Origin of the sequence: Acrocarpospora phusangensis (assembly GCF_016862995.1) — a bacterium.
Classification (GTDB): domain Bacteria; phylum Actinomycetota; class Actinomycetes; order Streptosporangiales; family Streptosporangiaceae; genus Acrocarpospora; species Acrocarpospora phusangensis.
The window spans coordinates 48,474-69,428 of record NZ_BOOA01000044.1; the positions used below are offsets into that span (position 1 = coordinate 48,474).

At 71.0% G+C, this 20,955-nt stretch carries 26 protein-coding genes; 15 read left to right on the top strand and 11 right to left on the bottom strand.

Going from position 1 to position 20,955, the window contains the following annotated elements:
- Positions 1-49 precede the first annotated feature (49 nt).
- Positions 50-1,717, top strand: a complete 1,668-nt coding sequence (locus Aph01nite_RS24940) for an aldehyde dehydrogenase family protein (RefSeq protein ID WP_204043400.1) — start codon at positions 50-52, stop codon at positions 1,715-1,717.
- Here Aph01nite_RS24940 and Aph01nite_RS24945 read toward each other — a convergent pair.
- Complete coding sequence (locus tag Aph01nite_RS24945; RefSeq protein WP_204043401.1) at positions 1,686-3,239, bottom strand: class I adenylate-forming enzyme family protein; 1,554 nt, start codon at positions 3,237-3,239, stop codon at positions 1,686-1,688. The genes Aph01nite_RS24940 and Aph01nite_RS24945 overlap by 32 nt on opposite strands.
- A gap of 77 nt (positions 3,240-3,316) precedes the next feature.
- Here Aph01nite_RS24945 and Aph01nite_RS24950 point away from each other — a divergent pair, with 77 nt between their 5' ends.
- The gene (locus Aph01nite_RS24950; RefSeq protein WP_239161946.1) at positions 3,317-4,486 is read left to right on the top strand and encodes a thiolase family protein; all 1,170 of its coding nucleotides are present in this window, start codon (positions 3,317-3,319) and stop codon (positions 4,484-4,486) included.
- Positions 4,483-4,950 carry a PaaI family thioesterase gene (locus Aph01nite_RS24955; RefSeq protein WP_204043403.1) on the top strand — a complete coding sequence of 156 codons (468 nt, stop codon included), beginning with the start codon at positions 4,483-4,485 and terminating at the stop codon, positions 4,948-4,950. Before Aph01nite_RS24950 ends, Aph01nite_RS24955 begins: the two co-directional genes overlap by 4 nt.
- Positions 4,951-5,624: 674 nt before the next feature.
- Here Aph01nite_RS24955 and Aph01nite_RS24960 read toward each other — a convergent pair.
- Positions 5,625-6,716 carry a tyrosine-type recombinase/integrase gene (locus tag Aph01nite_RS24960; protein WP_204043404.1) on the bottom strand — a complete coding sequence of 364 codons (1,092 nt, stop codon included), beginning with the start codon at positions 6,714-6,716 and terminating at the stop codon, positions 5,625-5,627.
- Positions 6,717-6,909: 193 nt separating this feature from the next.
- Between Aph01nite_RS24960 and Aph01nite_RS24965 the strand changes: the two genes are divergently transcribed.
- Entirely contained in the window at positions 6,910-7,398 is a 489-nt protein-coding gene (locus Aph01nite_RS24965) for a cupin domain-containing protein (protein WP_239161947.1), read from the top strand.
- A 40-nt stretch (positions 7,399-7,438) separates the two neighbouring features.
- Here Aph01nite_RS24965 and Aph01nite_RS24970 read toward each other — a convergent pair whose 3' ends face one another.
- Both Aph01nite_RS24970 and Aph01nite_RS24975 read right to left on the bottom strand, forming a co-directional pair.
- Positions 7,439-8,629: an MFS transporter gene (locus tag Aph01nite_RS24970; RefSeq protein WP_204043406.1), complete on the bottom strand. Its 1,191-nt coding sequence runs from the start codon at positions 8,627-8,629 to the stop codon at positions 7,439-7,441.
- A 278-nt stretch (positions 8,630-8,907) separates the two neighbouring features.
- The gene (locus Aph01nite_RS24975) at positions 8,908-9,492 is read right to left on the bottom strand and encodes a hypothetical protein (RefSeq protein WP_204043407.1); all 585 of its coding nucleotides are present in this window, start codon (positions 9,490-9,492) and stop codon (positions 8,908-8,910) included.
- 449 nt (positions 9,493-9,941) lie between these two features.
- Here Aph01nite_RS24975 and Aph01nite_RS24980 point away from each other — a divergent pair, with 449 nt between their 5' ends.
- The 4 genes from Aph01nite_RS24980 to Aph01nite_RS24995 all read left to right on the top strand — a co-directional run bounded on the left by Aph01nite_RS24980 (position 9,942) and on the right by Aph01nite_RS24995 (position 12,927).
- Positions 9,942-10,172 carry a hypothetical protein gene (locus Aph01nite_RS24980; protein WP_204043408.1) on the top strand — a complete coding sequence of 77 codons (231 nt, stop codon included), beginning with the start codon at positions 9,942-9,944 and terminating at the stop codon, positions 10,170-10,172.
- Positions 10,169-10,654 carry a Clp protease N-terminal domain-containing protein gene (locus tag Aph01nite_RS24985; RefSeq protein ID WP_204043409.1) on the top strand — a complete coding sequence of 162 codons (486 nt, stop codon included), beginning with the start codon at positions 10,169-10,171 and terminating at the stop codon, positions 10,652-10,654. The genes Aph01nite_RS24980 and Aph01nite_RS24985 overlap by 4 nt, the downstream gene beginning before the upstream one ends.
- Positions 10,655-11,191: 537 nt before the next feature.
- A complete protein-coding gene (locus Aph01nite_RS24990) occupies positions 11,192-12,091 on the top strand; it encodes an ABC transporter ATP-binding protein (protein WP_204043410.1) in 900 nt (299 codons plus the stop codon).
- Positions 12,088-12,927 carry an ABC transporter permease gene (locus Aph01nite_RS24995; RefSeq protein ID WP_204043411.1) on the top strand — a complete coding sequence of 280 codons (840 nt, stop codon included), beginning with the start codon at positions 12,088-12,090 and terminating at the stop codon, positions 12,925-12,927. The genes Aph01nite_RS24990 and Aph01nite_RS24995 overlap by 4 nt, the downstream gene beginning before the upstream one ends.
- Positions 12,928-12,952: 25 nt before the next feature.
- Here the strand turns inward: Aph01nite_RS24995 and Aph01nite_RS25000 are convergent, their stop codons facing one another.
- Both Aph01nite_RS25000 and Aph01nite_RS25005 read right to left on the bottom strand, forming a co-directional pair.
- Complete coding sequence (locus Aph01nite_RS25000) at positions 12,953-13,393, bottom strand: ribosomal L7/L12 family protein (protein ID WP_204043412.1); 441 nt, start codon at positions 13,391-13,393, stop codon at positions 12,953-12,955.
- 94 nt (positions 13,394-13,487) lie between these two features.
- A complete protein-coding gene (locus Aph01nite_RS25005; protein ID WP_204043413.1) occupies positions 13,488-13,772 on the bottom strand; it encodes a hypothetical protein in 285 nt (94 codons plus the stop codon).
- A 153-nt stretch (positions 13,773-13,925) separates the two neighbouring features.
- Here Aph01nite_RS25005 and Aph01nite_RS25010 point away from each other — a divergent pair, with 153 nt between their 5' ends.
- Together Aph01nite_RS25010 and Aph01nite_RS25015 are read left to right on the top strand one after the other, a co-directional pair.
- Positions 13,926-14,360: an SRPBCC family protein gene (locus Aph01nite_RS25010; protein ID WP_239161948.1), complete on the top strand. Its 435-nt coding sequence runs from the start codon at positions 13,926-13,928 to the stop codon at positions 14,358-14,360.
- 3 nt (positions 14,361-14,363) lie between these two features.
- Complete coding sequence (locus Aph01nite_RS25015; RefSeq protein WP_204043414.1) at positions 14,364-15,101, top strand: DUF2786 domain-containing protein; 738 nt, start codon at positions 14,364-14,366, stop codon at positions 15,099-15,101.
- A 5-nt stretch (positions 15,102-15,106) separates the two neighbouring features.
- Here the strand turns inward: Aph01nite_RS25015 and Aph01nite_RS25020 are convergent, their stop codons facing one another.
- Genes Aph01nite_RS25020 through Aph01nite_RS25030 form a run of 3 tightly spaced genes read right to left on the bottom strand, consistent with a single transcriptional unit; the run spans position 15,107 to position 16,316 of the window.
- On the bottom strand, positions 15,107-15,424 hold the full coding sequence (locus Aph01nite_RS25020) for a DUF952 domain-containing protein (RefSeq protein WP_204043415.1): 318 nt from the start codon (positions 15,422-15,424) through the stop codon (positions 15,107-15,109).
- On the bottom strand, positions 15,421-15,996 hold the full coding sequence (locus tag Aph01nite_RS25025) for a TetR/AcrR family transcriptional regulator (protein WP_204043416.1): 576 nt from the start codon (positions 15,994-15,996) through the stop codon (positions 15,421-15,423). The genes Aph01nite_RS25020 and Aph01nite_RS25025 overlap by 4 nt, the downstream gene beginning before the upstream one ends.
- Positions 15,993-16,316, bottom strand: a complete 324-nt coding sequence (locus Aph01nite_RS25030; RefSeq protein WP_204043417.1) for a DMT family transporter — start codon at positions 16,314-16,316, stop codon at positions 15,993-15,995. The genes Aph01nite_RS25025 and Aph01nite_RS25030 overlap by 4 nt, the downstream gene beginning before the upstream one ends.
- A 114-nt stretch (positions 16,317-16,430) precedes the next feature.
- Here Aph01nite_RS25030 and Aph01nite_RS42260 point away from each other — a divergent pair, with 114 nt between their 5' ends.
- Both Aph01nite_RS42260 and Aph01nite_RS42265 read left to right on the top strand, forming a co-directional pair.
- Positions 16,431-16,553: a hypothetical protein gene (locus tag Aph01nite_RS42260; protein WP_275419283.1), complete on the top strand. Its 123-nt coding sequence runs from the start codon at positions 16,431-16,433 to the stop codon at positions 16,551-16,553.
- Positions 16,554-16,576: 23 nt separating this feature from the next.
- Positions 16,577-16,708: a hypothetical protein gene (locus tag Aph01nite_RS42265; RefSeq protein WP_275419284.1), complete on the top strand. Its 132-nt coding sequence runs from the start codon at positions 16,577-16,579 to the stop codon at positions 16,706-16,708.
- Here Aph01nite_RS42265 and Aph01nite_RS25035 read toward each other — a convergent pair.
- The gene (locus Aph01nite_RS25035) at positions 16,705-17,103 is read right to left on the bottom strand and encodes a hypothetical protein (RefSeq protein ID WP_204043418.1); all 399 of its coding nucleotides are present in this window, start codon (positions 17,101-17,103) and stop codon (positions 16,705-16,707) included. The two genes, Aph01nite_RS42265 and Aph01nite_RS25035, sit on opposite strands and share 4 nt — an antisense overlap.
- Before the next feature lie 132 nt (positions 17,104-17,235).
- Between Aph01nite_RS25035 and Aph01nite_RS25040 the strand changes: the two genes are divergently transcribed.
- The 3 genes from Aph01nite_RS25040 to Aph01nite_RS25050 all read left to right on the top strand — a co-directional run bounded on the left by Aph01nite_RS25040 (position 17,236) and on the right by Aph01nite_RS25050 (position 19,601).
- On the top strand, positions 17,236-18,240 hold the full coding sequence (locus Aph01nite_RS25040; protein WP_239161949.1) for a radical SAM protein: 1,005 nt from the start codon (positions 17,236-17,238) through the stop codon (positions 18,238-18,240).
- Between the two features lie 82 nt (positions 18,241-18,322).
- Complete coding sequence (locus Aph01nite_RS25045; protein WP_239161950.1) at positions 18,323-19,378, top strand: cation diffusion facilitator family transporter; 1,056 nt, start codon at positions 18,323-18,325, stop codon at positions 19,376-19,378.
- A gap of 43 nt (positions 19,379-19,421) precedes the next feature.
- Positions 19,422-19,601, top strand: coding sequence for a hypothetical protein (locus Aph01nite_RS25050; protein ID WP_204043419.1), 180 nt, complete (start codon positions 19,422-19,424; stop codon positions 19,599-19,601).
- 6 nt (positions 19,602-19,607) lie between these two features.
- Here the strand turns inward: Aph01nite_RS25050 and Aph01nite_RS25055 are convergent, their stop codons facing one another.
- Positions 19,608-20,864: a L,D-transpeptidase gene (locus tag Aph01nite_RS25055; RefSeq protein WP_239161951.1), complete on the bottom strand. Its 1,257-nt coding sequence runs from the start codon at positions 20,862-20,864 to the stop codon at positions 19,608-19,610.
- Between the last annotated feature and the right edge of the window lie 91 nt (positions 20,865-20,955).

Sequence of the window (20,955 nt, forward strand, 5' to 3'; positions counted from 1 at the left end):
GGGTCAAGCGGGGTTGTCCCCCGCACAGCTGACTTCTACTATGAAAGTCGTGGCTGAGGACCTGTACGGCAAGCATCTGGCGATCCTCGAACGCGCCCTGGCGGCCTGCCGCACCCGGGACAGCTGGAGCGCCTTCACCGACCACGTCACCCCCGAGGCCCGCCAGGCCGGCGCCGAGGCGTTCCAGGCCAGGCTCGGGCGGCCGTTCGACCTGGATCAGCCCGGCGTCCCCGTCCCTCAGGAGGACGAGGTGTCGCCGTACACGGGGGAGTGCCTGGGCGTCTCCTACCCGGCCGCCGGACCCGGCGCGCTGATGGAGGCGGCCGCGCGGGCGTGGCCGGCCTGGCGGGACGCGCACCCGCGGACCCGGGTGGGCGTGTGCCTGGAGATCTGCGCCCGCATCCACGCCAGGGCCGCCGAGTTCGCGGCGGCCACCATGCACACGGCCGGGCAGAGCCACGGCATGAGCCTGGCCGGCAGCGGCAGCAACGCCCTGGACCGCGGCGTGGAGGCCGTCGCCATGGCGTACGCGGCGATGGAACGCGTGCCGGAGCGGGCCCGCTGGACGCGCGAGTTCGGCACCGCCGCGGTGACGCTCGACAAACGCTACCGGGTGATGCCGCGCGGCATCGCGGTGGTGATCGCCTGCGCCAGCTTCCCCGCCTGGAACGCCTACCCGGCGATCCTGGCCAGCCTCGCGACCGGCAACCCGGTCGTCCTCAAACCGCACCCCACCTCCGTGCTGCAGATGGCCCTGGCCGTCGGCGCCTGCCGGGAGGTGCTGGCCGAGAACGGCTTCCCGCCCGACCTGGTCACCCTGGCCGTCGACAGCGCCGCCCGGCCGATCGCCAGACACCTCGTGGGGCATCCGCTGACCCGCATCGTCGACTTCACCGGCTCGGCCGCGTTCGGGTCGTGGGTGGAGGCCAACGCCTTCCCCGCCCTCGCCTACACCGAGACCTCCGGCGTCAACGCCGTCCTGGTCGACTCCCTGACCGAGCCCGGGCCGGTGCTGCGGGCCCTGGCCGGGTCGCTGTGCCTGTTCTCGGCGCAGATGTGCACCAGCCCGCAGAACATCTACGTCCCCCGCCGCGGCGTCCCCACCGCCGGCGGCCTCCTGACCCCGGAGGAGTTCGCGTACGCCCTCGGCGAGGCGATCAAAGCCATCAGCGGGGTGCCGCGCCGGGCCGCCGCGGTGCTCGCCGCCGTGCAGTCGCCCGGCACGCTGACCCTGCTGGACCAGCTCCGCGGCCAGGCCGCCGGACGCGGCAAGATCGTCGTCGAACCGGAGGCGTACCCGCATCCGGAGTACCCGGCCGCCCGGACCAGCGGACCGCTGCTGGCCCTGGTCGACGTCGCCGACCACGACCTGTACGGGCAGGAGCGGTTCGGGCCCGCCGCCTTCGTGATCACCGCCGACGACTCCGGCCAGGCCCTCGCCCGCGCCGCCTCCGACGCGGCCGCGCACGGCGCCATCACCGCGTTCGCGTACTCGACGCGGGAGGACTTCCTGGACCGGGCCGAGGACGCGTACGCCGTGGCCGGCGCGGCGATCACCTCCAACCTCACCGGGCCGATGCCGCTCAACTTCTCCGCCGCCTACAGCGACTACCACGTGACCGGGCTGAACCCGGCCGGCAACGCCTCCCTCACCGACGACTCCTTCGTCACCGGCCGCTTCCGCGTCACCCAGTCCCGCCGCCCGGCCCCTCGGTGAGCAGCCGCACCACGTCCCGGCGGCTGATCTTGCCGGTGGCGTTGAGCGGCAGCACCGGCACGTGGCGGGCCTGTTTGGGGCGCTTGTGGGACGGCAGTGCCGCCCGGCAGCGGGCGAGCACCTCCTCCGGGCCGACCGCGTACCCCGGCGCGCACGTGTAGGCGACCGCGACCCGCTGCCCCCAGCCGGGATCGGGCAGGCCGACCGCCGCCGCCTGCGCGACCCCGCCCAGGCCCGTCACCACGTCCTCGATCTCCCGCGGGTACACGTTGTACCCACCCGTGATGATCATGTCGTTCTTCCGGTCGGTCAGCCACAGCCGGCCCCCGTCGCCGAGCCGGCCGATGTCGCCGGTGCGCAGCCAGCCGCCCGCCACCGCCTTGCCCAGATCCTCCCGGCCGGCCGCCCGCCAGTAGCCCGGCATGACCGGATCGCCGCGCACCTCCACCTCGCCGTCCACCCCCGCCCCCACCGGTACGCCGTCGCCGTCCACCACCCGCAGCTCGACCGCCAGACACGGACGCCCGGCCGAACGCAGCAGGTCAGGACGGTCGCGCAGGCCGCGCGCGTGGTCGGCCTCGTCCAGCACCGTCAGCGGCGGCATCGCCTCCACCAGCCCGTAGTACTGCACCAGGCGCGGCGTCAGGGCCTCGGCGGCGCGGCGGATGTGCGCCTCCGGCATCGGCGCGCCCGCGTAGGCCAGCATGCGCAGCGACGCCAGCGGCCCGGCGTCCGGCAGATCCAGCAGGCGGGCGATCATCGTGGGGACGAGCGCGGTGTGCGTGACCCCGCGGGCGCGGACCGTCCCGGCGATCTCGGCCGCCCCGGCGTGGCCGAGCAGCAGCTGGCGGGCGCCCGACATCAGGAACGGCAGCACGAACAGGCCGCTGGTGTGGATGACCGGGCCCGCGTGCAGGAACACGGCGTCCGGGCCCGGCGGGCCGCCCAGCACCTCCTGCGTCATCGCCAGGGCGGCGGCGATCCGGTTGCGGTGGGTGCGCATCGCGCCCTTCGGCCGGCCGGTCGTGCCCGAGGAGTAGGCCAGGCCCGCCAGGTCGTCCAGGGACGAGGCGAACCGGGGGAGACCCGGCTGGGCGTCGCGGATCAGGTCCTCGCGGGAGTGCTCGCGGCCGCTGCCGCGTTCGCCGGAGGCCACCGTGACGTCCAGGCCGTCCCGCAGCGCCCCGGTTTCCGCCGCGAAAGCCGCGTCGTACAGGAGAGCCCGCGCCCCGCAGTCGCCGGCGATGCCCTCCCACTCGCGCGGGCCCAGCCGCGGATTGAGCGGCACCCGCACCAGACCGGCCCACGCCAGGGCCAGATCCGACTCGATCGACCCGCACCCGTTAGGCTGCAACTCCAGCACCCGCTCGCCCGGACGCAGGCCCAGAGCGAGCAGGGCCGACGCCAGGCGGCTCACCCGGTCCGCCAGCCCCGCGAACGTACGCGTCCCATCCGGGCCCTCCACGGCGACGCGGTCCCCGAACCGGGCGGCCGCCCGCTCCAGGAGCAGGCTCAACGGCATCGCGCGCCTCCCGGGCGATCAAGACCAGCGGACACGGCTACCATAAACGAAGTCAGGACTGTGTTGTGGAGGAGCCCGTGGAACCGTACATCCTCGACGCCGTACGCACCCCCTTCGGCCGCAACCGCGGCGGCCTGTCCGGCGTACGCATCGACGACCTGGCCGCTCACCCCATCACCGCCCTCGTCAAACGCCACCCCGGCCTCGACCCCGCCCGCATCGCCGAAGTCGTGTACGGCAACAGCAACGGCGCCGGCGAGGACAACCGCAACGTGGCCCGCATGGCCGTACTCCTGTCGGGACTGCCCGAAACCACCCCCGCCGTCACCGTCAACCGCCTCTGCGGCTCCGGCGCCGAAGCCATCGCCCAAGCCGCCCGCCTCATCAGAACCGGCGAAGCCGACCTCGTCATCGCCGGCGGCGTCGAAGGCATGAGCCGCGCCCCCTACGTCCTGCCGCCCATCGACCAGGCACTCCCGCGCGACCTCGCCCTGCTGCCCACCACCATCGGCTGGCGCATGGCCAACCCCGAATTCCCCTCCCGCTGGACCGAATCCCTCGGCACCTCCGCCGAACGCGTCGCCACCGAGAAAGGCATCGGCCGCGCCGCCCAGGACGACTGGGCCCTCCGCTCCCACCAGCGCGCCCACGCCGCCTGGCAGAACGGCCTCCACGACGGCTACGTCACCGAATGCGCCGGCGTCACCCGCGACGAATGCATCCGCCCCGGCACCACCCCCGACGCCCTCGCCGCCCTCGCCCCCGCCTTCACCCGCGACGGCACCGTCACCGCCGGCAACTCCTCACCCATCAACGACGGCGCCGTCGCCGTCCTCATCGGCTCCGAACAGGCCGCCGCCGACCTCGGCGTCGACCCCATCGCCCGCATCGCCGGCTCCGCCGTCGCCGCCCTCGCCCCCGACCGGTTCGCCCTCGCCCCCGTCCCCGCCATCCACAAACTCCTCGGCCGCGCCGGCCGCACCCTCGCCGACCTCGACGTCGTCGAACTCAACGAGGCCTTCGCCGCCATGGTCCTGTCCTGCCTCGACGAACTCCCCGGCCTCGACCCCGAACGCGTCAACCCCAACGGCGGCGCCATCGCCCTCGGCCACCCCATCGGCGCCTCCGCCGCCCGCGCCGTCGCCGACTGCGCCCGCCACCTGCGCCGCACCGGCGGCGGCCTCGGCCTCACCGCCGCCTGCATCGGCGTCGGACAAGGCATCGCCGTCCTCCTCGAAACCCCGTGACCCCCGACAACGGCGCGGCCCGCCCCACCCCGGCACCACGCGACGGCCACACCCTCCCCACCGCCGACGACCTCACCGCCATCACCGAAGGCCGCCTCCCCGGCCTGCTCGGCTTCCGCGTCACCACCGTCGCCGCCACCGAACTCACCGCCGAACTCGACATCCGCCCCGACCTGCTCGCCCCCAACGGCTACCTGCACGCCGCCACCGTCGTCGCCCTCGCCGACACCGCCTGCGGCTTCGGCTGCCGCGTCGCCCTCCCGCACGGCGCGACCGGCTTCACCACCCTCGAACTCAAAACCTCCTACCTCGCCACCGCCCGCGAAGGCACCCTCCACGCCCACGCCCAACTCCGCCACAACGGCCGCCAAACCCAAATCTGGGACGCCACCATCACCGACTCCACGTCCCGCACCCTCGCCCTCTTCCGCTGCACCCAACTCATCCTCTGGCCCCGCACCTGACCTATAACCCCGTATTCGGCCAACACTAGAAAGCCCGATCATCCGCTAGCGACCGCCCCATCAGCGGCCGGACATGGGCGTTGGCGCCCGTCATCAGGGGAAAACACCGGGGGAGCGGACCACGCGAAGAGGGCCGCTGCACTTCGCCGGCCCCAAGGAAGGCGCACTGTCTCGGAGAAGGCGCTTCGTCTCGGCTTGCGATGCCAGCAGACCAAGGCGAGGAACTCCGCCCGCGTCAGCGCTGCCTGAGGCGAATAGTTCTCGCCTTCCGCCGTCAGGGGAGTACGCGGCGTGGGGTGGGCAGGGCGGCTGCGCTCCCACAGCCCGCGTCATCGCCAGACTCCTCACGCAATGCCGGTCAGCATGGCGAGCATGCACCCCCACCAGCCCGTGAGTGGAGTCCCGAGAGGGAGCCATCGTCGTGTGCCGCTGTGACGGGCGTCACGCCCAGCCGGCGCTGGCAGGGCGTGAATGGACCGGCCCGGCGGATCCCACGGGAGTCGCTGGGCGGAGGCGATCCGCTCCCGCAGCCTGCGTCATCGCCGTGCTTCTCGCTCAAGGCCGCCAGGATGACAGGCAAATCATCTCGGCCTTGCCCTGGAACAGCCATTTTGCGGATTGCGGTGTCAGCGGAGCACGGGCGGGGGCGGGGCCAAATCGCCCACTGGCTCGCGTCAGCTCTGGCCCGGGAGGAAGCCATCGTCGTGTGCCGCGGTGTCGGGTGCCGGGTCCGGGGGGCTGTTGAGGGAGATGCTGGGTGGGCGGGGGGTGCGGAGAAGGGGGTGGGCGCGCATGGCGACCTCTAGTTCGCCGGGGAGTTCGTCGCGGTAGCGGCCGAGGGTGCTGAGGTCGCTGTGGCCGAGGACGCGGCGGACCGCGTCCATGTCGGTGCCGTCGGCCAGCAGGTGGGTGGCGGTGGTGTGCCGCAGGCCGTGCGGCGTGACGGTACGGCGGTTGTCGGGGTCCACCCGTTCCTGGATACGGTCGATGACGGCCTGAACGTCGCCTCTGGCCAGGCGTTTGCCACGCCAAGAGAGAAGGAGCGCCTTGTCGGGGGTGGCCGGACGGGCCTCCAGATGGGCGGTGAGCGCGGCGGCGACATCGCGGGGGAGCGGGACGTCGCGGGTCCGGCCGCCCTTGCCGAAGATACGCCAGTAGCGGACACCGTCGTTGGTGTAGAAATCCTCCACGTTCGCGCGGACGAGTTCCGACACACGGGGGCCGAGCGTGGTCAGCAACAGCACGATGAGCGCGTCACGCAAATCGGTGCGCTGGTCGCGGCGGCGCGGCCGATCCGGGGCGGCGGCGGGGGAGCGGGCAGCGCCGATCAGACCCTCGGCCTGCTCCTTGGTGAGCGCCCGCCGCTCGGGCCGCAGGCCGCCCCGCTCACGCGCCACCACCGTCGCCGCCGGCATCGGATTCAACTGCACCCAGCCCGCCAGCGCGGCGTGCTTGAACATCGCCGACACCGACCGCCGGAACCGCGCCTGCGACGACGCGCTCTGCGCCGCCTCCCCGCCTGAGACCTGTCGGCGCTCGTCGGGCTTGCGGGCGAACGCCAGCAGGATCGCGTCCACATCCTCACCGGACAAGTCGTCCAGAATGCGCGCAGGGTCGGCGAGCCGAGCGAAGGTGGCAACATCCCGCGCGTACACCTCGCCGGTGGCCGCCGACAGGGCACCCGTCACCGTCTTGGCACGGACCAACTCCACATAACGGTCCGCGGCCTCCTCCACGGTCAGCCGATTCACTTCACCCGGGCGCATGACCTGAGACGATAGCGACCCCCACCGACATTTCCCGGCTACGCCTCCACGCGGGCCACCTAGGCACACCGCACGTCGCCGCCCCGCCACGCTTGGGCGCCGCGCCCGCGGTGTCGCCAGATCCCACCCAGGGGTTTGCCCGACCGGCGTACAGGCAGAATGGGAAAGATCGAAGTGAAGGGGGACGATGTCGATGACCTATCCGAAACCGCGCTACCTCGGCGACAGCGGCGAGATCAGCGCCACCTACCGGCCCGCCGACCAGCCACCCGACATCGAGTACGGCTCCGGCAACACCTGCCACTACCTGGCCACCGGCGCCACCACCGGCGGCAAGTTCGGCCTCTACCGATGGGAGATGGGCCCCAACCCGACCGGCCCCGGCCCGCACTTCCACCGCTCGATCAGCGAATCCTTCTACATCCTGACCGGCACGGTACGCATCTACGACGGCGCCCGCTGGATCGACACCCACCCCGGCGACTACATGCACGTCCCCGAAGGCGGCGTCCACGCCTTCCGCAACGAGTCGGGCGAACCCGCCTCCATGCTGCTGCACTTCGCCCCCGGCGCACCCCGCGAAGGCTACTTCGAAGGCCTCGCCGAATTCGCCGCCACCGGCCGCCCCGGCCCCGAAGAACTCGCCGAGTTCTACCTCCGCCACGACACCTTCTGGATCTGACAAGCCGTGGCGGTGGGTACGCGGCCGCGCCGGTGAAGACTCAGCTGCTCGGCAGGGTCCGGGCCGCTTTCCTGCCGACCAGCAGCAGCGCACCGACAGACGCCACGATGCCGACGGAGATGACGGGCACGAGCGCCGGCAGACCCGGTCCCTCAGCCACCAGGCCGAACAGCGGCGGACCGAGCAGCGAGCCGAGGCTGCCCGCCTGGGCGACGATGCCGTTGCCGACGTCGGCATGGTCGAGACGCTCCAGCACCAGCGGCAGCGCGGCGAAAACGAGTGCCCCGAGGAACCCGTTCGCGATCGAGATGACCGCCGCGCCGGCCAGCGCCGCCTGCGGCGAACCTTCGCCGCCGAACATGAGCCAAGCGGCCGGCAGCGTGGGCAGCCCGGCCAGCGCCAGGACGCCGACCGACAGGCCACGGCGCAGCAGCATGCCCACGGCAACCCCGCCGAGCGCGCTCAGCAGCGAGATCACCGACGAGACGGCACCGGCGGAGGCGGCCGAGTGCCCGAACTGCTCGACCAGGAGCGTGGGCAGCAGGACGACCACCGGGATCGTCACCAGCGCCGCCAGACAGAAGGCCGCGGCGAGCCCGCCCGGCCAGGCCAGCGCCCGAGCCCGGGGGAGCGGCCCCGCCACCGGCTGCCGGGCCGAACCGCGCGGCAGCCGGGCCTGCGCCACCAGCGCCATGACGAGCGTCAGACCGGCCAGAATCCCGATCCAGCCGCGCCAGCCGAGAGCCGCGCCGATCACACCCCCGGCCAGGGTGCTCGCGCCCAGGCCCACCGCGACGAACGTCGCCCAGATCGACAGCGCGGTACCGCGGTCGCGCTCACAGGCCAGCCGCAGGATCAGAGCCGGACAGGCGATGGTGACCAGGAGATACCCGACGCCCTCCACAGCCCGGGCGGCCAGCAGCCACGCATACCCGTCCGCGCCCGCGCCCGCCGCGCTCGCCACCGCGATAAGCACCAGACCGGCGACCAGCGACCGCTCACTGCCGTAACGGCGGATCAGGTACCCGAAGGGCAGGCCGACAGCCGCTCCGACGCCGACCACCGTCGAGATCACCCAGCCCAGCTGCGAGAGCGACAACCCGAGCTCGGCCGTCACCGCCGGCCCGACCGGCGCGAACTTGCCGAGACTCATCGCGGCGACGACCCCGCCGAGATAGACGAGGGAGATCATCCCCCAGGGGGTGCGCTGCTGGGCCGACTGAGTGTCCATGAAGCTCCTTCGCTCGTGCCGGGCGCGTCCGGCACGAGCGCAGCTCCCGAAATCACCACAGCATGCACAAGAGGATCAGTTTGCGCAGATGATGATAAGCCGTCCCGCGAGAACCCTCGCTTCAGAGCACCTTGAGCGCGCCCGGCACAGGCCACCCGTCCGCACGTCGGCCTGACGGGTGACGCCGAGCGCTACCGCATCCGAATGTGGCGGAGCCGCAGGGCTACCTCCCGGGAGGTCCCTTGGCTCTCACTCCGCCGCGCCAGGTCTCGGCGGGCTCAGGCGACGGGTGAAAGGGCCTGCCGCTCTTCGAGCAGCGGACGGAGCTGGACGAACGCCACCAGATACCCGATTCCGCTGACCGGGAGCAGATCCAGGCTCACGACCGGCAGGAGGCTGCTCGCCACGATCACGCCCACGCTCCACCAGGGCACTTCACGGGCGTAGGCGAGCATCGCGAAGAGCACCAGCAGCCCGACGTACAACAACTGCGGACCCACCTGGTAGAAGGCCAGATCGGCGCCCGGGATGGCACGGAACTCCCGGCTCATTTCGCGCATTTCCGGCCTGTCCGCCGCGAGCAGGCCCTGCACGATGTCGGCCGTGAACTGGACGACCGCCGCCACCAGGCCGACGAGCGTGACGGCGACGGCGGCCTCCCTGCCCCAACCCGGGGACAGGAGGCGTCGCATGCTCAGAATGACGAACACCAGGAGCAGCAGGCCGATGAGATTGGCCACGTGGGATGCCTGCCAATCCAGGCCGGGGCCATACTGCCCGTCCAGGCGGCCGACGAGTCTGATCAGGCCATAGGCGACCACGCACAACGGCGCCGCCACGGTCGCGAACCTAGCGATTCTCATGGCTCGATCATGGAAGCCCAGGCCCGGCCGACATATCGGGGTTCACCCTCACCGGCCCCCGGCACCACCCCTAGCCACCAAGCCGGGGTCGCTCCCTGAACCGGCGATCCCGGTAATGGTGGCCGCCAGCCAGTCCTGGTACGCGTCACCAGGCCAGCCCGGCCGCACCACCAGCAGGCTGCACACATCGGGGCTGGTCAGCGCCCACAGCATGTCGCGGGAACGGGACTGCCTGCCGGGGATTGAGAAGGCGTGTGACCTGGCCGGACAACGGCCCTAGTTCTTGATTTGCCGCCCGAACACAACTCGTCCGATACCAGACAGAATTCACCTTCTGTCTGGTATCGGCATTTTATGCAGGTTTGGCCCAACGGCAGGCGTGCGGCATGTGTACGGGTTAAGCAACTCGGGTTGACTAATCCCGGATTAGTCAACTACGGTTGCTTAACATGCCGGCAGTTGAGATACCGACCACCCAGGAACCCGCAGACGCGCTGGCGGCCGTCGCCGCGCTGCGGCGCCTGGCCGATCAGATGGAGGACGCCGCCGTCGAGCAGGCGATGCGGGCCGGCTGGAGCTGGCCGCAGGTCGCCGAAGCGCTCGGCGTCACCCGTCAGGCGGTCCACAAGAAGCACGCCAAGCGGCTCATCGCCGCGGGGGTCACGCTGAGGAGACGTTGACGATGGTCATGTTCCACAAGTACGTGCGTACGCTCATCGACGAGGGAGGGGATGAAGCGCAGCAGGACGGCTCCTCGACGATAGAGGCCCAGCATCTGCTGCTCGGTATGGCCGCGCTGGAAGGTACGGACGCGCATCGGACGCTTCTTGCCGCCGGTCTCGACCGTCAGGCGATTCGTGACGCGCTCGATCGGGAGTACGAGCACAGTCTGAGTGTGGCCGGATTCTCCACCGCGGCGCTCACGCTGCCGCGCGCGAGCGTCGAACCCAAGCGTCCGACGCAGCTTGGCGCCTCGGCCAAGCTGGTGTTCGAGCGCAGTTTCAAGTACGGCACCCCGAAGCATCTGCGGCCGGGGCATCTGCTGCTGGGAATCCTGGAGGCTTCGGTGGGTACGGTGCCGCGAGCTCTGAAGCTGGCGGGTGTGAGCCGGGGTGAGCTGATGGCCCGGGTGCTGGACTCGGTCGCCTCCGAGGCCGACTAGACCTTCGCCGGTCGGGTCACTGGGCGCTGAATCACGTTGAGTGCTGAATCACGTGAGGAGGTCGCTTCTCGCCGTTATCCGGCGCCGTTTGCGCAGGTGATGCTTCTCGCCGTACCGGCGCCAAGAGTGGCCGGTTACCAGGAGTGGCCGGTTCATTCGGTTACTCGTTCTGTTACTCGATTTGTTTCTCGTTCTGTTTGAGCTTCTGGAGTTCTGTTTGAGCTTCTGAGCTGTCCTGGCTTCAGAGTTCTGTCTTGGCTTCTCGAGCTCTTGGGTTCTAGAAGCCCTTCGAGCGGCTGTCGGCCTGCGCCGTTGTCGCAGCCACCGTGCTTTGGTTGCCCGTCTGCGTGCGGGATCGCTCTGGCGCGATTCGAGTCGATCGTGTCTTCAGAGGTGTGCCGTGGCCGTTCGACGCGGCCGGATCTGGCATGCCCATGTCCTGTCCGGCTGGAGAGCCGGGTCCGGAACGTCCCCATCCCTGTTCGTCCTGTTCAGCCGTGCCTCGGGTGAGGTGACGGCTTCAAGAGAGGTGACTTTATGGCGATAAATCGGCAGTCGGTGGTCGACGTCGAAGGGCTGCGGATGCGTTACGGCGCCAACGACATCCTGCACGACGTCGCCTTCCAGGTCCGCCACGGCGAGGTGTTAGCCCTCCTCGGCCCGAACGGCGCGGGAAAGACGACCACCATCGAGATCCTCGAGGGTTTCCGCATGCGTTCGGCCGGCCGCGTCGAAGTCCTCGGCGCGGATCCGGCCCACGGCGACGAACGGTGGCGGGCGCGGATCGGGGTCGTCCTGCAGTCCTGGCGTGACCACGGCAAATGGCGGGTACGCGAGCTGATCTCGCACCTCGGCTCCTACTACGCGCCTTTCTCCACCGACGCGATCCCACGCCCCTGGAACCCGGACGACCTGATCGACGCGGTCGGCCTCACCGAACAGGCCGACAAGAAGATCAAGTTCCTGTCCGGCGGCCAGCGGCGCAGGCTGGACGTGGCCATCGGCATCGCGGGCCGCCCCGAGTTGCTGTTCCTCGACGAGCCGACCGCGGCGTTCGACCCCCAGGCCCGCCGCGAGTTCCACGACCTGGTCCGCGGTCTCACCGGCACGTACGAGACGACGGTCCTGCTCACCACCCACGACCTGGACGAGGCCGAGAAGCTGGCCGACCGCATCATCGTTCTCAACGGCGGCCGCATCGTCGCCGACGGCTCGGCCGCGGAGCTGGCCCGGCGCATCGTCGGCTCCGACGAGGTCCGCTGGAGCCGCGAGGGCCACCGTTTCACCCAGTCGACCACGGATTCGACCGCTTTCGTCCGCGGCCTTTTCGCCCAGTACGGCGAGGCGATCGCCGAACTGGAAGTCCACCGGGCGTCCCTGGAACAGACCTACCTGGCCCTGGTACGCCAGGCCGAGACGAAAGAAGGATCCCGATGAGCGCGGCGGTCAGGGCGGGCTGGTCCCGAGGCTGGATCGAGTTACGACAGTCGTTCACCAACGGCGCCGATCTGTGGGCGCACTTCTTCTGGCCGATCCTCATGCTGGCGGCCCTGTTCTGGCTGCGGGACTCGGAGTTCGCCTCCAGCGGCCTGTTGCTGGGGACGCTGGCCCTGCCGAGCGTGCTGGGCATGAACGTGGCGCTGGGCATGGTGAACATGAGTCAGCAGCTGACGGCGGACCGTGAGGACGGGACGCTGCTGCGGGCGAAGGCGACGCCGTACGGGATGGTGGGCTACCTGGTGGGGACGGTGGTGTCGGTGGCGGGTGTGCTGGTCACCGATCTGCTGATCTTCCTGGTGCCGGGGATCTTCCTGGTCGGGGGTGTGGCGCTGGAGGGTGCGGGGGCGTGGCTGACGCTGCTGTGGGTGCTGGTGCTGGGCCTGGTGGCGGCGCTGCCGGCGGGGGCGGTGCTGGGGTCGCTGTTCGTGAGCCCGCGCGGTCAGGGCCTGATCACGCTGCCGCTGCTGGGGCTGATCGCGATTTCGGGGATCTTCTATCCGGTCGCGGCGCTGCCTGGCTGGGTGCAGGGGGTGGCGCAGGTGTTCCCGTTCTACTGGATGGGCCTGGGCATGCGGTCGGCGTTGCTGCCGGACGCGGCGGTGGCGGTGGAGCTGGGCGGCTCGTGGCGGCATCTGGAGACGGCCGGGGTGCTGGGGGTGTGGGCCGTGGTCGGCCTGCTGGTTGCGCCGGTGGTGTTGCGGCGGATGGCGCGGCGGGAGTCGGGTTCGGTGCTGGCCGAGCGGCGGGAGCGGGCGTTGCGTCGGCTGGGGTGAGCCTGTCAGATGGCCTCAGATGGCCTCAGATGGCGTTGACGAAGGCTTCGGCCTGCTCGTGGGTCATGCCGGTTTCGCCGCGTACGAGGTAGATGGCTTGTTCGGTGCGGCCGGCGGCTTTGAGTTCGAGGACGCGGGCCGCGAGGTCGTTGGTGCCGGGCCGGTCGGGCGGGGTGGGGATGAATCGTCCGGCGGCGATGGCTTCGGCGGTGGTTTTGGCTTCTTTGAGGCCGAGGCCGGTTTCCTGGCGGAGGACTTTGATGGCTTCGACTTTGCGGCCTTCGGCGAAGAGTTCGCGGATGCGCTCCTGTACGTGTTCGGGTACGGGTGGCAGGAATCCGGGTGTGCGCCAGGCTAACGTGGCGTCGGGTCGGGCTCCGGCGCTTCGGGCGAGTGCGATGACGCCGACGATGATCGCGATGAGGATGAGCAGGATGATGATCTCGGTCGGTCCCAGGTTCGGCATGATCCGATCGTAGTGTTCGCTCGTTGCTCGATAATGCACATTATGTCAAGTAGCCATGATCCGGTATGGCCCCGCGCGAGCCGTACCGGATCGGCTAGCCGGTGAGTTTGTCGCGGAACTCGCTGAGCTCCTCCGCGATCTTCTTCTTCACGGCCTTGGAGAGTTCCTTGACGAGATCGGCGATGAGCGCGGAGATCTCGCCGGGCTCCTCGGCCGCCGGCTTGGCGGGTGGCGTGATCTTCGTCGGGATGGGCAGCGCCGGCTGCGGCGTCTGGATGGAGGGCATCGACGGCGCGATCGGCGGCGGCGGAGCCTCCGCGTGGGCGGCGGGCAGGGCGGTGCAGGCGGCGGCCGCCAGGACCAGGACGAGGTGTTTCATGGTGCGCCTTCGATCGGAACAGGATGCTGTGGCCAGCGTCGTCCGGTTCGCGGCGCGGGTCCCGGCGGCGGGCCGCCGTTTGGGCGATTGTTGATCAAGGGTTGGGCCGCTCCCCTGGGGTCCGCTCCCCCGTCGTTCCCCTAGGGTCGGCTTGTGACGGTGCGACTGCTGGTCGGTGAGGATGTGGCGGCTGAGCCGTCGCGGGTGTTCGCGGTGCTGACGGACTGGCCGCGCCACCAGGAGTGGATGCTGCTGACCCGGGCGGAGGTGACCGGCGGCGACGGCCGCAGCGCGGGCTCCCGCCTGTCGGCGTTCACGGGTGTCGGAGTGCTGGGTTTCCTCGACACGATGGAGATCACGGGCTGGGATCCGCCGCGTTCGGTGTCGGTTCGGCACACCGGGCGCCTCGTCCGCGGCACGGGCGAGTTCCGGGTACTCCCCCGCCCCGGCGGGTGCCGGGTGGAGTGGGAGGAGCTGCTGGAGGTCCCGGCGGAGGCGTTGTGGCCGCTGGCGCGGCCGGTGGCGGCGCTGTTCTTCGGGGTGTCGCTGCGCCGGCTGGGGGCTCTGGCGCGCGGGCGGGAGGGGTAGCCGGTGGCGGGGATTCCGGAGCGGAAGCTGGAGCTGGTGCGGAAGCTGCTGGCGGTGGCGGAGCATCCGGGGACGGATCCGACCGAGGCGGCGGTGTATCTGGAGAAGGCGTACGCGGTGATGGCCGCGTACGGGATCGAGCAGGCGATGCTGGCCGACGCGGGGCTGGTGGCCGATGAGGTGGGGCAGCTGACGGTGCGGGTGGGCAATCCGTACCAGGCGGATCGGCGGGCGTTGCTGGCGGGGGTGGCGGCGGCGTCGCGGTGCCGGGCGATCTACTGGCGGTCGGGGCGGGAGTCGGTGGTGCGGGTGGTGGGGTTCGGGTCGGATCTGGCGGTGGTGGAGTTGTTGTTCACCTCGTTGTGCCTGCAGATGGGGTCGGGGGTGTTGCGGGTGCGGGCGCCGGAGGGGGGTTCGACGGTGAGTTTCCGGAAGAGCTGGATGGCGGGGTTCGTGCACCGGGTGTGTGAGCGGCTGGGTGAGGCGGAGCGGCGGGCGGCGGCGGAGAGCGCGCCGCCGGAGGGGTCGCGGGGCCGGTCGGCGGAACTGGTGCTGGTGGATCGGCGGGCGCGGGTGAGCCGGGTGTATGAGGAGCTGTTTCCGCGGGTGCGGCGCGGGGGGCGTCGCCGGTTGCGGGACTGGTCGGGGTGGGAGGACGGGCGGGCGGCCGGGGACCGGGCGGATCTGGATGAGGGCCGGCTGGGTCCCGGCCGCGCGGGCGGCCTGCCCGCGCCGGGCTGATCTGCTCAGATCTGGTACGGGGTGACCTGGGTGACGGCCTCGACGGGGATCGGGCCGTAGATGTGGGGGAAGGTCTCGTCGCCGCCGGGCGGGGTTTCGGGGATGACGGGGCAGCCGAGCAGGTCTTCCTGGATGTGCAGGAGGAGCAGGGGTTCGGTGACGCCGGTGTAGTAGCGGGTGGCGACGCCGTGGGCCTGGGCGAGGTCGGTGGCGGCGTGGATGAAGCCTTCCTGTTCGAGGGTGCGGCCGAGGGTGGAGACGCGGTAGTGGCCGTCGTGCTGGGCGTGGGCCCAGTCGGAGGCGAGGGCGAGGTGGAGGATCACGGGGTCTCCCGGGGGTGGTCGCTGAGGGTACGGAGGGCTCGGTTGAGGGTGTCGCTGTGGGTTGTCCCTGAGCGGGCTTCGACGGTGGTCTCGACCCAGAGGCCGTACAGGAGGGTGGCGAGGAAGCGGACGTCGGCGGGGGCGCAGGGGTAGCCGTCGCGGCGCAGGGCGGTGGCGAGGGCGGCGTCGCAGCCGTCGGTCCAGGTGCGGGCGATGGTCTGGAGGGCGGGGTCGCGGCCGGCGTGGACGTACAGCTCCCAGAGGCCGAGCTGGCGGGCGCGGTCCTGCTGGAGCAGGGCGGTGAGCCGGTCCTGGAGCGGGGGTCCGGGGGTGTCGAGGATGGCGCGGGTCTCGGTGAGTTCGTGTTCGACGAGGCGGGTGAAGGCGTGGGCGACGAGGTCGTCGCGGGAGGCGAAGTAGTAGGTGGTGGCGGCGAGGGGGACGCCGGCCCGCTGGGCGACGGCGCGGTGGGTGACGGCGGGGAATCCGCCGTTTTCGAGGAGGGTGACGGCGGCGTCCAGGAGGGCTTCGCGGCGGATCCTGGCGCGTTTCTGCGGTTCGCGGCCGGTCAATGGGATCCGGCGAGGTTGAGCAGGACGACGCCGCCGATGATGAGGAGGATTCCGCCGGCTTTGGCGAGGTTCATGGATTCGTCGAGGAAGAGGGTGCCGATGGCGGCGACGGCGGCGGTGCCGATGCCGGCCCAGACGGCGTAGGCGACGCCGACGGGCATCTGGAGTTTGAGGGTCTGGGCGAGCAGGACGAAGGAGGCGATGTAGCCGAGGATGACGACGACGGCCCAGCCTTTGTGGGCGAAGCCGTCGCTGAGTTTGAGGGCGGTGGTGGCCATGACCTCGGATACGATCGCGCCGGCCAGCAGGATCCACGCCATGATTTCTCCTAAAAACGGTACGCTTGTTCCAGTTTAGCGCCCGGTTTTTAGGTTCGCGGCCATGACGGCCGGTACGCGCTGACCCAGGCCACCGGCATCCGCCCCGCCACCACGATGACCTTCACCGACGAGTCCCTGACCCCCAAGTTCACCAAGCCCATCCCGCCGCTGCCGCCGGAGGAACATCTGGGCGTCAACCGGCTCACCCTGCGCGAGATCCTGCTGTCCGGCCTGTAGGCGCCGACGGCGCCGGTTCGGCGGTGCGGCGGATCATCGCGCCCCAGGCCGCCCTGGAGGACCTGGGCGGCGCGGAAACGGGGCGGCCCGGGAGCGGCGGGGTGGTGGCCGATCCCGGGCCGGGTGGGTGGGTTCCCGTGTGCCGGGCGTACTAGAAGATGAACAGGTAGCCGTAGGCGCGGCGGAGGCAGTTCCAGTCGGGCCAGCGTTCGTCGCGGTTGACGGGCTGGCCGTAGGAGGTGCCGGTGATGCGGGTGCGGAGCGTCCCGTTGGCGGTGGGGGCGCAGTCGCCGAGCAGGCCGTTCATCTGGTCGAGGTCGCCGCCGGCCTGGCGGAGGTCGTCGCAGGCGATCCAGATGTCCATGTACCAGTCGGTTTCGCCGGTGCCGCCGTCCGGGTCGCAGGTGACGGTGTAGCTGTAGACGATGTTCGGGGAGTTGGTGTGGTTCCACTGGATGGACAGGTCGACGCGGGGGCCGGTCGCGGAGGCGGGCACGGCGAGTGCCAGCAGGAAGATCGCGGTCAGCGCGCCGGCGAGTTTACGCAGCATGCGGGGTTCGGTTCCCTTCGGTGGTCTGGCCTCCGTGGGTGAGGGCGTTCCATCCCGTTCCATGGCGTTCCAAGGCTGTTCCAGCGCTGTTCCGTCGTCTCGAGTGCGGGAACCACTGGCGGAAGGGGTCGAATGCGTGTTCTACTGATCGTCATGCCTTGGGATGTGCTCCCCCTGCTGGATGGGGGCCCGCAGCGGCCGCGGATCGAGCGGCAGGCGGTCATCCGGGAGTTCGGCGGCCTGACCTGCTACGAGGTGGCCGCGCGGGTGGCTCTGGAGCGGGTGCCCGCGGCGGCGGAGCTGCCGTTCGCGTGGGCGGCGAGCCCGTACCGGGGGTGTGAGGCGGGCTGCCGGTACTGTGCGGCGCGGCGCGGGCACCGGTATCTGGGCCTGGACGCGGGTGGCGATTTCGATTCGCGGATCGTGGTGAAGACGAATCTGGCGGATCGGCTGCGGCGGGAGGTGGCGTCGCCGCGCTGGTCGGGTGAGACGGTGGCGCTCGGGCTGACCGGGGACTGCTATCAGCCGGCGGAGGAGACGTACCTGTTGATGCCGCAGGTGATCCGGGCGCTGGCGGAGGCGGGCAATCCGTTCACGGTGCTGACCAAGAGCCCGCTGGTGCTGCGGGATGTGGAGGCGTTGCGGGAGGCGGGCAAGCTGACGCAGGTACGGGTGGCGGTGTCGGTGGGTTTCGTCGACGAGAAGGTGCGGCGCGGGGTGGAGCCGGGCGCGGCGGGGGCGCAGCGGCGGCTGGACGTGTGCTCGGCCCTGAACGAGGCCGGGGTGCCGTGCGAGGTGCTGATGGCGCCGATCCTGCCGTTGATCACCGATTCGGCGGATCATCTGCGGGCCACGGTGCGGCGGGCGGCCGAGGCGGGCGCGGTGGCGGTGACGCCGGTGGTGCTGCGGCTGCCGCCGGGGGCGCGGGAGTGGTTCACGGCGTGGCTGGAGCGTGAGCATCCGGGGCTGGTGCCGCGTTACGCCGCCCTGTACGGCAAGTCGCCGACCGCTCCGGCGGAGTACCGGGCGGGGATCGCGGCTCAGGTGCGGGGGCTGGCGGAGGCGTACGGGATCGGGCGTTCGGCGCGGCGGTGGAAGCGGCGCCGCTCCCCCGCCCGGCAGCTGTCCCTGGTGTAGCTTCCCGGGTCATATGAACGCATATATGGGGGGATAACGCATCTGTCACCTGCGTTCCGGACGGACGGAATCGAGGGAGCAGATGAGCGTGGGCAGTGCCTCCGACGAGCACGGTCATGGGCACGGACATGGTCATGGGCACGGCCGCCGCTCCCCCATCGGCGCCCTGGGGGCTCGGCTGCGCCACCTGGTGGCGCCGCACAGTCACGACGCCTCCGCCAGGACCGACCAGGCGCTGGAGACCAGCCGCCGCGGCATGCGCACACTCGCGGTCTCCTTCGTCCTGCTCACCGTCACCGCGCTGATCCAGGTCGTGGTCGTCATGATGTCGGGGTCGGTGGCCCTGCTCGGCGACACCCTGCACAACTTCGCGGACGCGCTGACGGCGGTCCCGCTCGCGATCGCGTTCACGATCGGCCGCCGGGCGGCGTCCCCCCGGTTCACCTACGGGTACGGCCGGGCCGAGGATCTCGCCGGGATCGTCATCGTCGTCGTGATCGCCGCGTCGGCGGCCCTGGCCGGGTATGAGGCGTTCCAGCGGCTGCTGAACCCGCAGCCGGTGCGGGCGCTGGGCTGGGTGGCCGCCGCCGCCGTGATCGGCTTCCTGGGCAACGAGGTGGTGGCCCGCTACCGCATCAAGGTCGGGCGGGAGATCGGCTCCGCGGCGCTGGTCGCGGACGGGCTGCACGCGCGTACGGACGGGTTCACGTCGCTGGCGGTGCTGGCCGGCGCGGCGGGGGTGTGGGCCGGATGGCCGTACGCGGACCCGATCGTGGGTCTGCTGATCACGGTGGCGATTCTGTACGTGCTGCGGGACGCGGCGCGCGAGGTGTATCACCGGCTGATGGACGCCGTGGACCCCGAGTTGATCGCCCAGGCCGAGAAGAGCGTCGCGGGGACGCCGGGGGTGCGCGGGGTCGGCTCGTTGCGGATGCGCTGGATCGGGCACAGTCTGCGCGCGGAGGTGGACATCCTGGTGGATCACCGGCTGAGCCTGGTGCGCGCCCACGCCATCGCCGCGGAGGCGGAGCACCGGCTCATCCACCAGGTGCCGAGGCTGACCGCGGCGACCGTGCACGCCGACCCCGACGGGCCGGCTCAGGCGCACTACCACGCCGATCTGGCCGAGCACCGTTGATCCGGAGGGCGGGCCTGCCCGGGCCGCCCGCTACGGTGGGGGCATGTTCAACCGCAAACCCATCGAGGAGCGCATCGCCGAGCGGGTGGCCAGGCGGCCGCCGCTGAAGGAGGGCAAGCACTTCGAGCACAGGCCGGCCCTGATCGTGTTCCTGGTCGTGATCGGCCTGGTGGTCGTGAAGTTCGTGGGCGCGTTCGTGCTGATGCGGCTAGGCGTGCACTAGCGGGGTTCAGGACACCGTGGTCGCGGTCGTGTCGGCGGTGTCGGCGGGCTGCTCCTTGAGGGCGCTGCCGCGCTTCCACTTGGCGTACGACATCTGCCAGAAGCCCCACCCGTTGTTCCACTCCAGCTCCCGGTCGGTGCCGACGATCGTGACGATGTCGCCGCGCTGGAAGTTGTCGTAGTACCACTTGGCCTGGTTGGGGTGGGCGTTGATGCAGCCGTGGCTGACGTTGGCGCGGCCCTGGGAGCCGACCGACCAGGGGGCGGAGTGCACGTACTCGCCGCTGTTGGAGATGCGCACGGCGTGGTTGACGATCTCCTTGTAGTAGCCGGGATCGCCTTCCTTCTTGCCGGGCGAGATCATGGTCTCGGGGTTGTGCCGGGACATGGTGAGGTGCACGCCGCTGGTGGTGGTGTACTCGCGGGTGGTGGCCTTGCCGGCGCTGATCTTCATGGTCTGGACGGTCTTGCCGTCCTTCTTGACGACCATCATGTGGGTCTTGGTGTTGACGGTGCTGACCATGCGGGCGCCGATTTTGATGGTGTGGGTGAAGGCCTTGGTGCCGTACATGTCGGCGCCGCCGCGTACGCCGGTGAGGTCGGCGGTGAAGGTGACCTTCTGGTGGGCGGGCCAGAACTTGGCGGGCCGGTAGATGACCAGGCGGTCGCTGATCCACCGCCAGGCGCCTTCGGAGGGCTTCTCGGCGTCGACCTTGAGCGCGGCCTCGACGGCGGCCTTGTTGGTGACGGCCTGGCTGAAGGTGACCATGATGGGCATGCCGACGCCGACGGTCTCGCCCTTGATGCCGGGGGTCACGTCGATGACGGCCAGCTCGGTCTTGGGCTTGAGCGTGGTGAACTCGCTGGTGGCGGTGGTGGGGCCGCCTTCGCCGGTGGCCTTGGCCGAGACGGTGTAGGTGGTGGAGGGGCGCAGCGGCTGCTTGGAGGTCCACTTGGTGCGGGCCGCGTCGAACTCGCCTTCGACGGGTTCGCCGCTGGATTCGACGAGGACCTCTTCGAGGGCGCCGCCCTGCGCGGTGACGACCACGTTCTTGTCGGGCCTGACCCGGTTGGTGCCCTCGGCGGGGACGATGGTGATCGCGGGCGCGGGGATCGTCGGCTTCTCGCTGGCCTCGGTCGCTCCGCCGCCGAGCAGGCCGCCGCCTCCGCCGGACCCGCTGGTGCACGCGGACAGCAGCACAGACATGGCGATGGCGATCGCGGCGATGGCCGATCCGGCGCCGCGCGTCTTCCTGTTCAGCACAACCTCTCCCCCACGGTGGCAAAGGGCACCCAAAGACACTATTAGGGTCGGCCGGATGTGTCCGCATCTTTCTGGAGAGTTAGCTCACATT